Annotated in this window: 8 protein-coding genes and 1 pseudogene; 6 read left to right on the plus strand and 3 right to left on the minus strand. The window is 73.3% G+C overall.

Going from position 1 to position 13,176, the window contains the following annotated elements:
* The first annotated feature begins 17 nt into the window (after positions 1-17).
* Genes QSK32_RS30200 through QSK32_RS30210 form a run of 3 tightly spaced genes read left to right on the plus strand, consistent with a single transcriptional unit; the run spans position 18 to position 6,627 of the window.
* Positions 18-2,957, plus strand: coding sequence for an FtsX-like permease family protein (locus QSK32_RS30200; protein WP_285473824.1), 2,940 nt, complete (start codon positions 18-20; stop codon positions 2,955-2,957).
* Positions 2,954-5,971, plus strand: a complete 3,018-nt coding sequence (locus tag QSK32_RS30205) for an FtsX-like permease family protein (RefSeq protein ID WP_285473825.1) — start codon at positions 2,954-2,956, stop codon at positions 5,969-5,971. The genes QSK32_RS30200 and QSK32_RS30205 overlap by 4 nt, the downstream gene beginning before the upstream one ends.
* Positions 5,968-6,627, plus strand: a complete 660-nt coding sequence (locus tag QSK32_RS30210; protein ID WP_285473826.1) for an ABC transporter ATP-binding protein — start codon at positions 5,968-5,970, stop codon at positions 6,625-6,627. Before QSK32_RS30205 ends, QSK32_RS30210 begins: the two co-directional genes overlap by 4 nt.
* Here the strand turns inward: QSK32_RS30210 and QSK32_RS30215 are convergent.
* Entirely contained in the window at positions 6,602-7,432 is an 831-nt protein-coding gene (locus tag QSK32_RS30215; RefSeq protein ID WP_045747089.1) for an ABC transporter ATP-binding protein, read from the minus strand. The genes QSK32_RS30210 and QSK32_RS30215 overlap by 26 nt on opposite strands.
* A 67-nt stretch (positions 7,433-7,499) precedes the next feature.
* Here QSK32_RS30215 and QSK32_RS30220 point away from each other — a divergent pair, with 67 nt between their 5' ends.
* From QSK32_RS30220 to QSK32_RS30230, 3 genes are all read left to right on the plus strand, one after another.
* Complete coding sequence (locus QSK32_RS30220; RefSeq protein WP_045747090.1) at positions 7,500-8,438, plus strand: ribose-phosphate diphosphokinase; 939 nt, start codon at positions 7,500-7,502, stop codon at positions 8,436-8,438.
* Between the two features lie 62 nt (positions 8,439-8,500).
* On the plus strand, positions 8,501-10,534 hold the full coding sequence (locus tag QSK32_RS30225; RefSeq protein ID WP_245674276.1) for a hybrid sensor histidine kinase/response regulator: 2,034 nt from the start codon (positions 8,501-8,503) through the stop codon (positions 10,532-10,534).
* Between the two features lie 86 nt (positions 10,535-10,620).
* Entirely contained in the window at positions 10,621-12,195 is a 1,575-nt protein-coding gene (locus QSK32_RS30230; protein WP_285473827.1) for a serine/threonine-protein kinase, read from the plus strand.
* 60 nt (positions 12,196-12,255) lie between these two features.
* Here QSK32_RS30230 and QSK32_RS30235 read toward each other — a convergent pair whose 3' ends face one another.
* Positions 12,256-12,591, minus strand: coding sequence for a PLD nuclease N-terminal domain-containing protein (locus QSK32_RS30235; protein ID WP_285473828.1), 336 nt, complete (start codon positions 12,589-12,591; stop codon positions 12,256-12,258).
* A 145-nt stretch (positions 12,592-12,736) separates the two neighbouring features.
* A pseudogene (locus tag QSK32_RS30240) lies at positions 12,737-13,176 on the minus strand (IS4 family transposase); the annotation flags it as partial.

A 13,176-nucleotide genomic window follows, 5' to 3' on the forward strand; every position in this document is an offset into this window, starting at 1 on the left:
CGGGGGGAGATCGATTCATGTTCGCGCTCGTCGCCGGCGCGGTCCGAACCCGGACGGCGCAGGTCGCCACCATCCTCGTGCTGGCCGCCGTCGCCACGGCGGTGACCGCGGCCGCGCCGTGGTACGCGTATGCCGCCGCCGCCCGGGCCGCCGCCACCGACATCGCCGCAGCCCCGGACGGTCAGCGGACCCTGAGCGTCCGGCAGGGCGCGGAGATCGAGTCCGGGGATCCCGGCGCCGTGGTCGAGCCGTTCGCCGACCGGGTCCGCACCCGGCTCCCGCTGCCGACCGAGGACGTCGCGCTCGGCATGATCACCCCGCTGGCGGTGTCCCGTGGCGGGACGGACGTGGACGTGCGGCTGGCGTACCGGGACGACTTCTGCGACCAGGTCCGCATCGACGGCGCCTGCCCGGCGGCCCGGGGCGAGGTGGCGATCAGCCGGGCGGCGGCGCAGCGGCTCACCATCGGGATCGGTTCCCGCCTCACCCTGCGGGACACGGTCAGCGACCGGACGGTGGTCACCACCGTCGTCGGCCTCTACTCGGTCGACGACCCGAGCGGCGCGTACTGGCAGTCGTCGCTGGTCCGCGCGGAGAACGGGCTGGACCCGGCGTTCACCGCGATCGACACGTTCAGCGCGGTGATGCTCAAGAGCGTCACCCTGACGTACGACTCGGTGATCCCCGAGGGCCTGATCAGCCGTCCCGGCACCGACCTGCGCGCCCTGCTCCGTGCGGCGGACAAGCAGCTCAGCCCGGACCTGCGCCTGGTCACCTCGGCCGACCAGCTGATCGGCACCATCGAGGCGGACCGGACGGTGATCGCCTCCGGGGTGGCCACCGCGGCGGTCCAGATCCTGGTGCTGGCCTGGTTCGCCATCGCGCTGGCCGGCCGGTACACCGGTCGCGACCGGCGCCCGGACGTGGCGCTGCTCAAACTGCGCGGTTCGACCCGGCTCGGCATCCTGCGCCTGCTCTGGGGCCAGCACCTGGTGCCGCTCGCCGCCGGGACCCTGCTCGGTGCCCCGGCCGGTCTCCTGCTGGCCCGGCTGCTCGCCGGCCCGGTGGACGACACCGCCGACCGGACGGCCGCCCTGCTGATCGGCCTCGGCGCGGCCCTCGCCGTGCTGCTCGGCGGCCTGCTGGTGCTGGCCGTGCTGGAGGCGCTGGTGGTCCGCCTGCCGCTGTCCGAGCTGCTGCGCCGCACCTCCGGCGGCCGGGGCGGCTGGCGTTCCGGGCTGGCCGACCTGATTCTCGTCGCGGTCGCGGTGACCGTCGTCTACCAGGCCGGGGTCGGTGGCCCGGACGGTGGTCTGGCCCCGGCCGGCGCCGGCATGCTCGCCCTCGCCGTGGCCCTGATCCTGGCCCGGCTGCTCAGCCACCTGGCCGGCCGGATGGGCGGGGCCGCGCTGCGGGCCGGACGCCTGCGGACCGGCCTCACCGCGCTGCGGGTCGCCCGGCAGCCCGGCGCGGACCGGGTGTTCGCCCTGGTCGTGGTCGCGACGACGCTGTTCGTCACGGCGGTCGGCGGTGGGGACGCCGAACAGCGGGCCCGCGCGGAACGCGGCGCCTGGGAACTCGGCGCGGACCGGGTCCTGACCGTGCAGACGGAGAACCGGACCACCCTGCTGGCGGCGGTCCGGCAGGCCGACCCGGACGGGCGGCAGGCGATGGCCGCCGTGGTCGACCGGGTGAGTGACCTGCCGGTGCTGGCGGTCGACAGCACCCGCTATGCCGCGGTCGCCGCCCCGGGTCTGCCCGGGGCGCCGCCGGGTGCCGGGGCGGGCGGTCGACTTCCGCTGATCACCGGGGAGGCGGTCGGCGTACGCGCGGAGCGCCACGGCAAGCAGCCGGCCCGGTTGTCGCTGCTGCTCCGCAACGAGACCACCGGTCTCGTCGTGCCGGTCGACCTCGGTGTGGCCGGCGCCGGCACGACGGTGCTCCGGGGCGCGGCTCCGGGCTGCGCGACCGGCTGCCGGATCGTCCACTGGAGCCTGACCGGACGGACCGGCGCCGGGGTCACCGTCCACTCCCTCGACCAGCTGGACCCGGCAGGGCCGGTGCTCGGGGCAGCCGAGCTGGGTGACGTCGCCCGTTGGCGTACCGGCAGCACCGGCGTCGCGCTCGACGTCTCGACCAGCGCGGCCGGCCTGCGCCTGGACGTCCCGGTGAACACCTCGGACGATGTCGAGTCCGGGTCGAGGGCCTGGCCGGTGGAGACCACGCTGCCGTTGCCCGCCGTGCTGGCCGGTCCGGAACCCGACGCGTGGCGGTTCGCCGATCCGATCCTGGGTGTCTTCGGCACGCCGGTCCCGGTCCGGGCGCGGGCCGTCGGTGCGGTGCCGGTGCTCGGCCACCACGGACTGTTCGTCGATCTGGAGGCGTTCCGCCGTCTCACCGACGAGGCCGAGCCGCCGGGGGAGTACCAGGTGTGGCTCGCCGCGGACGCCCGTCCCGGCCTGGTCGGTGACCTGACCGCGGCCGGCCTGACCGTGGTGGCCGACCGGACCGTCGCCGGGCGGGCCGACCAGCTCGGCGCGCAGGGGCCGGCGGTCGCCGCCCGGTTCGGTCTGCTGGCCGGGGCGGCGGCGCTGCTGCTCGCCGCCGCGACCGTGGCGGTGGCCGCGGCCGTCGACCGCGGCACCACCCGGGAGCAGCTGCGGGCGCTGCGGGTGCAGGGCCTGCCGTCCCGGGTCGCGGTGGCCACCGGCCGGTACGGCGTCGGCGTGCCGGTGCTGGCCGGGCTGGTGGCCGGTCTGCTGGTGACGATCCCGGCCACCCGGGTCACCGGCGCCCGGGTGCTGCCGTTCACCGACGGCTGGGACGTGCTGCCCCCGCCGGGTGTGCTCGGCCCGGTCGCCTTCCTGCTCGGCGGTCTCGCCGCCTTGACAGTGCTCGGCCTGACCACGTGGCTGGCCGTCCGTCCGTTCCTGCGAGACCTGCGAGACGACCGATGATCTCCCTGGTTCTGGCCATGACCTGGGCCCGGCGCGGCCAGGCGATCACGCTGGCGCTGCTGACCCTGCTGGCGGTGGCGTCCGCGGTGGCCGCGCCGGCGTATCTGCTGGCCGTCGACCGGGCCGTCGCCGCCGGTCAGGTGGCGACCGCCGCGCCGAACGAGCTGGGCATGGTGATCAGCGCCCGGCAGAACGACCGGGACGAGGGCGACGGCGGATCCTCCACCGGTCTGCAGTTCGCCGAGGTCGGTCAGGCACTGGTCCAGCTCCCCGGGTTCCACTACGTCTACTCCGCGGAGTTCCCGGCGATCGGCGTCGAACCGGACCCGCAGCGCGCCTCCCGGCTGGTGTTCCGCCAGGAGACGTGTGAGCACGTCACCCTGCTGTCCGGGCGCTGCCTGATCGGGGCGGGGGACGTGCTGGTCGGTGAGCGGACCGCGGACCGGCTCGACTTGGCGCCCGGCGACCCGATCACGCTCGGTGCGGCACGGTTCAATCCGGATCCGACGAACCCGATCTACCTGCCGGACGGCGAGCCGGCCCGGTTGACGGTCGTCGGGGTCTACCGTGCCACCGACATCACGGAGGCGTACTGGGGCACCCACGGGTACTTCACCACGGTTCCGGGGCGCGGGCCGGGCGAGCCGATGTTCACCGGCGCCGCCACCCAGCAGGCGATGGACCACGGCGACACCGATGTGGCGATCGACGGCACCGCCGGCAGCGCGGTGCTCGACGTGGACCGGCTCGGTACGCTGCGCGGCGAGTTGGACCGGCTGAAGGAGACGTCGGAGAGTCTCGGCGCGCAGATGGCGATCAGCACCCGGATGCCGGACATGCTGGACCGGATCGACCGCGGACGGGAGGCGGCCCGCCTGCTGGTCCCGGTGATCGCGGTCCCCCTGGTGCTGCTCGCCTGCTTCAGCATCTTCCTCGCGGTCGGGTACAGCGCCCAGGGGCGGCAGAACGAACTGGCCGTGGTCGCGCTGCGCGGTCCGCAGTGGTGGGTCCGCTGGTGGATCACGACCGGGGAGAGCCTGGTCGCGGTGGTGGCCGGGGCGGTCGTCGGCTGCCTGGCCGGGCAACTGCTGGTCAACCTGGTCGCGGCGCTGCGTTTCCCGGGCGTCGGCGCGGACCCGGGCTGGTCGTCGCTGCGGTACGCCCCGCTCGCCACCCTGCTTGCGCTGGCCGCCGCGGTGGCCGCCCAGCGCCGGCAGCTGCTCGGCCCGGTCAGCTCCCTGCTGCGCCGCGGTCCGGCGTCCGGCCGCCGGATCCCGGTGACCGAGGCCGTGGCGACCACCCTGGCGGTGGCGGCCGGTGTGCAGCTGGTCCTCTCCGGCGGCGAGCTGACCGGCGTCGGCCTGCTCGCCCCGGCGCTGCTGGTGCTGGCGGTCTCCCTGCTGGTCGCCCGCGCGCTGGTGCCCGTGGTCACCCGGTACGCCGCCCGTGCCCTGCGCCGCGGACACCCCGGCGCGGCCCTCGCCGCGTACCAACTGTCCCGCCGTCCCGGCGCGGAACGCGTCTTCGCCCTGCTGGTGGCCACCGTCGCGGTGGCCGGGTACGCCGCCGCCGCGGTGGACACCGCCGAACGGGTCCGGCACGTGCAGGCGGCCGTCGGCACCGGCGCCGCCCGGGTGCTGACCGTGTCGCCGGTGCACCGGCAGACCCTGCTCGGCGCGGTCCGGGCGATCGACCCCGAGGGCCGGTACGCGATGGCCGTCGCCGGCCTGGCCAAGGGCGGCTTCCAGGAACCGGCCGGCCTGGCCGTGGACAGCACCCGCCTGGCCGCCGTGATGAACTGGCCGGACGGCGCCCCGGACGCCGCCGCGGTGGCCCGCCTGCTGCGACCGGACGCCCCGGCGGCACCGGTCTTCCCCGGTCAGGACGTGCAGGTGGTGCTGAGCAGCGGAAACCTCGCCGACGGCCGGGTCCTGCGGCTGAACCTGGCGGTCTCCTCGGTCACCGGTCTCGGCGACGAGGTGGTGCAGCTCGGCCAGCTCAGTACCGGACGCTCCAACTACGTGCAGCGGGTGGACGTCTGCCGGGAGGGCTGCCGGCTCAACGGGATCGGCGTCTCGGCGGTCGGCACCTCGACCGGGGCCACCGGCAGCCTGGTGCTGGAGGGTCTCGGCTCGGTGAACCCGGTCCGGCCGATCACCTCTGCGACCCTCACCGACCCGGCGGCGTGGCGGACCGAGAGCGGCGTGCGCCTCTCCGCCGACCCCGCGGGCCTGCGGATCGACCTGGAGTCGTCGGACACGCTCGCCGCCGGCGTGTGGGTGCAGCCGGCCGATGCGCCGGCGCCGATGCCGGTGGCGCACACCGGCACCCTGCCCGACGACGCGACGATCACCGGCCTGGACCGGCGGCGGCTGCTCACCGAGCCGGTCGCCGAACTGCCCACGGTGCCGAGGCTGGGACGCGACGCCACCCTGGTCGATCTGGAGTACGCCGACCGGGTCGCGGTCGACGGCGGTGCCGCCGCGGTGTCCCAGGTGTGGCTGAACGACAGCGCCCCGCCGGACGTGCTGGACCGGATCGCCGAGCAGGGCCTGACCGTCATCGACGACGTCGCCGAGGACCGTACGCTGCGACAGCTCGACCAGCAGGGCCCGGCGCTGTCGCTGTGGTTCTTCGTGCTGGCCGCGGTGCTCGTGGTGCTGCTCGGCGCGGGTGGTCTGGTGCTCACCGCCGCGGTCGACCGGCGCCGCCGGGTGGAGGACCTGTCCGCGCTCCGGGCGCAGGGGCTGAGCCGGACGGCGGCGGGACGCGCGACGCTCTGGACGTACCCACTGCTGGTCTTGATCGCGACGGTGGCCGGCCTGCTGGTGGCGGCGCTGGCCTGGGAGCTGACCGGCTGGACCCTGCCGCTGGCCGGGGTCGACCCGCCGGATCTGCCGCTGCCCGGCCGTCCTGGACCGTTCACGCTGCCGGCCACCGGTGCCGTGGTGCTGGCCGTGCTGACCCTGGTCGCGCTGGTGACCGGAAATGATCTCCGAAGGAGAGTGCGATGACAGAGCTCGCCCTGGACACGGTGGATCTCGGCTGGGCCGGTGGCGATCCGGTGCTGCGGGACGTCTCGGTGGCCGTGCGCCCCGGCGAGATCCTGGCCGTCACCGGCACCTCGGGCGCAGGCAAGAGCACCCTGCTCAGCGCGATGGCCGGGCTGCTGCGGCCGGTGGCCGGCGCGGTCACCGCGGACGGCGAGCCGCTGGGGGACCGGGACCGGGCGGTCGGCCGCAAGGTGGTGCTGATCCCGCAGGAGAACGGTCTGGCGGCGATCCTGACCGCCGCGGAGAACGTGTCGGTGGCGGTGATCTCGACCGGTGGCAGCCCGGCGGACGCCCGCCGCCGCACCGCGGACGCGCTGGCCTCGGTGGGGCTGGCCGGGCAGGCCGACCAACTGGTCGAGGAGCTGTCCGGCGGTCAGCAGCAGCGGGCGGCCATCGCGCGGGGCCTGGCCCTGCGCGGCGACGTGCTGCTCGCCGACGAGGTGACCAGCGAACTGGACGCGGCGAACCGGCAGAAGGTGCTGGAACTGCTGCGGGCCGAGGCGGACCGCGGGGTGGCCGTGGTGCTGGCCACCCACGACCCGGAGGCGGCGGCCGCCTGCGACCGGGAGGTCCACCTGGCCGACGGCGGTGTCACTCTCCGCCGGGGACCAGCGTGACCTCCCCGTCCAGGTGCTGCACGGTGAACAGGGTGCCGGGCGGATAGGACCCGAGCACCTCCGGGGGCAGCTGCACGGTGCCGTCCCCGGCGACCACCGCGAAGTCCTGCCCGTCCCGGCCCTCCGCGCCGACCCGGCCGTCCCGGATGGTCACCGCCCGGCCCAGCCGTGCGCCCACCTCGTTGTCGTGGGTGACCACCACGATCGTGGTCTGCCGTTCGGCGTTCACCGTTTCGAGCGCGTCCAGCACCTCGTCGCGGCCGGCCGTGTCCAGGCGGCTGGTCGGCTCGTCCACCAGCAGCAGGCCCGGCCCGGCGGCGATCCCGACCGCCAGCGCCGCCCGCTGCCGGGCGCCCGGGGTGAGCTCGCTGATCCGGCGGCGGCCCTGACCGTGCAGGCCGACCAGGTCGAGGATGCGGTCCGGTTCGTCGAGCTTGATGCCCCGGGTGTGCGCGGCCCGCCGCTGGGCGAGCCAGATGTTGCGGTGCAGCGACGCGTACGGCAGCAGATTGCGCGCCGCGCCCTGCAGCACCACGCCGATCTCGGTGCCGCGCAGCCGGGAGATCTCCGCGTCGGCGAGCTTGCCGAGGTCGTACGTCCCCACGTTGATCCGCCCGGCGGACGGCCGCATCAGACCGGACAGCAGCGCGATCAGGGTGGACTTCCCGGAACCGGACGGACCGACCAGGGCGAGGGTCTCGCCGGGGGCGATGGACAGGTCGACACCGGCGAGAGCGACGACGTCGCCCGCCTCGGCCCGGTAGATGTGCACCACACGCCGGCAAGCGACGGCCAGTCCATTCATGGCGAGCACGCTATCTAAGGGATGACCATGCTGACGAGCCCCGGTGGACGGCACTTAGGGTGTCGTCGTGCGCGACATCGCCGTTTTCACCGGATCCGCCCATCCCGAGTTGGCCGCCGAGATCTGCGAGCACCTCGCCGTGCCGCTGCTCCCGACCAAGACCTCCCGATTCGCCAACGACTGCATCGAGGTGCAGTTGCAGGGCAACTGCCGGGAACGCGACGTGTTCCTGATCCAGCCGCTGGTCCCGCCCACCCAGGAGAACCTCGCCGAACTGCTCTTCATGCTGAACGCCGCCAAGGGGGCCTCGGCCGGGCGGATCACCGTGGTGCTGCCGCACTACGCGTACGCGCGGAGCGACAAGAAGGACGCCCCGCGCATCTCGATAGGCGGTCGTCTGGTCGCCGACCTGCTGACCACGGCCGGCGCCGACCGGGTGCTGGCGATGACGCTGCACTCGCCGCAGGTGCACGGCTTCTTCAACATCCCGGTGGACCACCTGCACGCGCTGCGGGAGCTGGCCGACCACTTCCGCGGGTACGACCTGAGCAACACCGTCGTGGTCTCCCCGGACCTCGGCAACGCCAAGGAGGCGGCGGCGTTCGCCCGGATGCTCGGTGTCGAGGTGGCGGCCGGCGCGAAGCAGCGTTACGCCGACGACAAGGTGGTGATCAGCTCGGTGATCGGTGAGGTGGCCGACCGCGACGTGATCGTGCTGGACGACGAGATCGCCAAGGGCAGCACGGTCTTCGAGCTGCTCGCCCGGCTGCGTGAGCGTAACGTGCGCAGCGTACGGGTCGCCTGCACGCACGGGCTGTTCTCCGCCGACGCGGTCCAGCGGCTCTCCGCGGAGAAGGAGATCGAGGAGATCGTCTGCACCAACACCGTTCCGATCCCGCGGCACAACCGCACCGACAAGCTCACCGTCCTGTCCGTCGCCCCGGCCCTCGCCGAGGCCATGCGGCGGATCCACAACGGCGAGTCGGTGAGCGCGCTCTTCGCATAGATTTTTCGGCAAACCGGCCTCACGAGCCTCACCCAGCGCGAATCATTGCCCGCATGGGAGTCATGGCTTACCCCCTCCGGTACGCGCTCGCCGACCTGGCCCTCGCGCTGAGTCGCGCGGCGAACCCCGCAGAGGTACGGACCATCGCCGCCCGTGCCGCCGCCGACATGATCGGTGACGGCGCGGGTGTGCAGCTGATCCGCGACGACGGGCGGTACGACGAGATCTCCTACCAGCACGTCGACGACGAGAAGTCGGCGGTGCTGGGCCGGGCGCTGGACCGGTCCGGCCAGTTGCCGGACAACCAGTACTCGACCACGCTGGCCACCTCGCGCCGTCCGATCGTGCTGGCCGGCGACACGGCGGAGGGACTGACCGCGTCGGACCAGGGGATCACCGCGGCGGTGCTGAGCCCGGTGATCGTCGACAACACGTACGCCGGATATCTGATCCTGACCCGGCACACCCCGGACGCGTTCTATTCGACGCCCGAGGTGGAGCTGGCCCGGGACATCGCCGGTGAGCTGTCGCTGGCGGTCTCCTCGGCCCGGGCGCAGGAGCGTCTGCGGGTCTCCGAGGAGCGGTACCGCCGGGTCCTGGAGACGATCCCGGAAGGTGTCCTCCAGCTGGACCCGGACGGGGTGGCGACGTACGCGAACGAGCCGATCGGCGTGGTCCTGGGCATGCCGAGGGCCGAGCTGATCGGGGTGTCGCTGCGCGGCTTCCTCGACAACATGGGGCAGAAGGAGCTGGACCGGCGGATCGCCGAGTGCCGCACCGGGCGTTCCACGGTCGGCGCCACCCGCCTGATGCGGGCCGACGGTTCGCGGCGCAGCGTACGCGTCAGCATGATGCCGGTGCACGACGAGAACGGCGACTTCGGCGGCGTGCTCTGCATGATCACCGACACCACCGACCACATCGACGCGCGGGGTCTGAAGCGGCAGCTCGACCACCTGCGCCGGCTGGACAGCCTGGGCCAGCTGATCGGCGGGCTGTCACACGACTTCAACAACCTGATGACGGTGGTCGCCGGGTCGGCCGACATGATCGTGGGGGCCACCGAGGAGGGCAGCCAGCCCAACCAGTACGCCAAGGACATCCTGGACGCGGTCGGTACCGGCCGGACGCTCACCCACCAGCTCCTGGCGTTCGGCCGCAGCGAGGGCAACCGTCCCGAGGTGATCCCGATTCCGGATCTGCTCACCGACGTGCAGGCGCTGTTCAGCCGGACGCTCGGCGAGCACATCGGGCTGGACCTGGCGTTCGGTCCGGACGTGTGGCCGGTCAAGGCCGAGCGGGGTCCGCTGGAGCAGGCGCTGGTCAACCTGGCGGCGAACGCCCGGGATGCGATGCTGCACGGCGGCATGGTCCGGGTGACCGCCACCAACGAGGTGATCGCGCCGGGGCAGCTGGCCGAGAACGCGCCGACCGGCAAGCTGGTGCACCTGGTGGTGACCGACACCGGGGTGGGCATGGAGGACGAGGTGCGGCGCCGGGCGCTGGAGCCGTTCTTCACGACCCGTCCCACCGCTGCCGGTCTCGGCCTGGCGACGACGGCCGGCATCGTGCAGAACCTGGGCGGCCACATCGAGCTGGAGTCGGAGCCGCGGATCGGCACGACCGTGCACATCTACCTGCCCGCCGCGGAGGAGCGCCGCAAGGCGGAACGGGCCGGCGGCGACAAGAACGCGGTGATCGGCCGGGTGCTGATCGTCGAGGACCAGCCGGATGTGGCGCAGCTGGTGCAGCGGCTGATCGAGCCGGCCGGTTACGAGATCGCGGTGGCGACCGACGCGCTGATGGCGGTCACCCAGGTGGCCTCCGGTACCCGCCCGGACCTGCTGATCACCGACGTGGTGATGCCGACGATGACCGGGCCGGAGCTGGCCGGGGCGTTGCGCACGCATCAGCCGGATCTGCCGGTGCTCTACATGTCGGGGTACACCGCGGCGTCGCTCGGCCCGCAGCTGCACCTGGACGAGAACAGCATGCTCCTGGAGAAGCCGTTCACCCGTTCGACCCTGCTGGGGGCGATCCGGTCGCTGTGCGGTCCGCAGCCCGGTCCTTCCAACGAGGGGACTTCCGCCAAGTGACGGCGGTACCCGGAAACCTCCCGTAGGGTGCGATTCTCGCCGCGTAGACTTGCCAGCCATCCGGACAAAATGCATTATTCCGGGTCATGGATCAGGAACGGTGCGTCGGTAACTCGTACAGGCTGATCCGGCCGATCGGTCAGGGCGCCACCGGCACCGTCTGGCAGGGTGAGGACCGCTCCACCGGCGAACCCGTGGCGATCAAACTCCTGCACGACAGCCTGCTCCGGCAACCCCGGCTGGTCACCCGGTTCGTCCAGGAACGGACCATCCTGCTGATGCTGCGGCACCAGAACGTGGTCCGGGTCCGCGACCTGTTCAGCGCCGGAGACTCCCTCGGCCTGGTGATGGACCTGGTCGCCGGCGGCAGCCTGCGCGACCACCTCAACCGGCGGCGCGCCCTGCCACCCGCCGAAGCGGCCCGGCTCGCCGGCCAGGTCGCGTCCGCCCTCGCCGAAGCCCACGAGATGGGCATCATCCACCGCGACCTCAAACCGGACAACATCCTGCTCAGCAGGGAGGAGAACGGCCTCGAGGCGCGGCTCACCGACTTCGGCATCGCCCGCATCCTGACCCTGCCGAGCATCACCACCCCGGCCGCGGTCGTCGGCACCCCGCACTACATGGCCCCCGAGGCGTTCCACGGCGCCACCCCGAGCGCGGCCACCGACGTGTACTCGCTCGGCGTCCTGCTCTACGAACTGGTCTGCGGGTGCCCGCCGTACCGCAGCGACTCCCTGCCGGAACTCATGCGCCTGCACTCCGAGGGCGCCGCCGAACGCCGCCCCGGCATCCCCGACAACCTCTGGCAGATCATCACCGCCTGCCTGTCGTCGAAGCCCCGCCGCCGGCCCGGCGCCGCCGAACTGGCCACCGAACTGACTGAGCTGACCGCGGAACTGTCCTCGGCCGGTCCGTCCCACCGCGCGGACATCACCGCCGCGGCGGCCCGCCCGCCGGTCCCGCGCAGCCGCCGCAACGACGCCCCGCGCGGCCGATGGACCCGTCCCGGAGCAGCCGCGGCCCTGGTGGCGGGCATCCTGGTGGCCGTCGGCGCCGCCTGGCAGGTGGGCCGCTCGGAGAGCCGTCTCGAGAGTTCACCCCCGGTGATCATCACGGCGTCCGTGGCGCCGGTCACCGCCGTCGTCCCACGGCCTGCCGCGCCGCGGCCGCCGACGTCGAAACCCGCGGTCAAGCGCAAGGCCGCGACGGCTCGTTCCTCCCCCTCTGCGGTACGCGCTACCCGCTCTGCCGCGACCAGGATCGACGTTCGGAGTCCCGTGAACCGGGACGAGGCACGCAACTCCTGGCAGTGCACCCCCGACATGATCTTCGACCTGCCGACACGCTCACCACTGGGCCTGCGCCCGTGCCACTTCCTGGGCCGTGACGTCCGGGTGCAGGCGACCCTGACCACCCCGGCGAAGGGTCGTGGCCGCATCGAGGTCCGCCTGCTGGACACCGCCTCCGGTCGTACCGTGGCCGGCCCGGCCACCTGCGACGACCTGCGCTTCTCCCGGCGTGAACTGTCGCACGGCTGCGGTCCGCTGACCGCCCAGCCACGGCGGGGCCGCACCTATGCCGTGCAGATGTCCTACCGTTTCAGCCGCGACGGCCACGAGTCGGCCAACACCGTCCGGGGCCGCCCGTTCCGCTGGTGACGCGTTCACGCTGCTCGGCGCGCCCGGCCTGCCCCCGGTCGATGTGACCGTCGGCGCCGATCAGCGGTTCCGGACACTCTCCGCGAGGAACCGCACGAAGTCGGCGTCGTCCTCCGGCCCGATCGGTCCCCGCCGGGCCCGAGCCCGTTCCCGCTGCGCCAGAGCCCGCCGAGCCTGCGCCCGTCTCCCCGGTTCCCGGTCCGGCCGTGGCCCGGCCTCGGTCCCGGCCCGGAACCAGGCGATCGGCCCGGCCACCGGACACAGCACGATCAGCGCCAGCCACGCCCGCCGGGGAAACGCGGCGATCCGGTCCGGCCGGGTGCTCAGACAGTCGATCAGAGCCACCACATGCAGGGCCACCAGTGCCAGGACGATCAGCAGAGTCACACGAGCCATGCCGCCGATCCTGTCCGCGCCGGGATTCAGCCCCTGGTCCGCCCCGGTTGCCGTCCCGTTGCCCACTTCCCGCCGTCATCACGACGCCGGGGTGCTGTTTCGCGGCTAGACACAACGCCGTTCAGTTAGGCGGATGGCTCATGCGTCAAGGCTCGTCGGTGACGACGTTGATGCTGGTGGTGGCCTTGTAGGTGTGGCGGTCGATGTTCGGTCCGCGGGCCTGGTATTTGGAGTTCGAGCGTTTGATCATGCGGGACTTCGTGCGGATGCGGCGGTCGGGCAGCAGGTTCGCCAGGACTTGTTCGCCGATGACGCCGACCAGGTCGATGATCGTGTCAGCGATGACGCCTGCGGCGAGGACGAGTTGGTCTCGGGCGGTGTTGAGGGCGGTGGTGAAGCTGGCCCGGTCCGGATCGAGGCCGGGCCGGCTGTCGGTGGCGTCGACCATGGCGGTGCGGAGTAGTTGGTAGACGATCAGCAGGGCGTGGATTTCCTGATCGATGCCGTCGGGGGTGCGTGATCGCAGGACCCGGCCGCCGAGGATGGTGGACTTGAGTTCGAGGTAGGCGGTCTCGATCTCCCAGC

It is taken from the genome of Actinoplanes sp. NBRC 101535 (assembly GCF_030269225.1).
GTDB classification, from domain to species: domain Bacteria; phylum Actinomycetota; class Actinomycetes; order Mycobacteriales; family Micromonosporaceae; genus Actinoplanes; species Actinoplanes rectilineatus.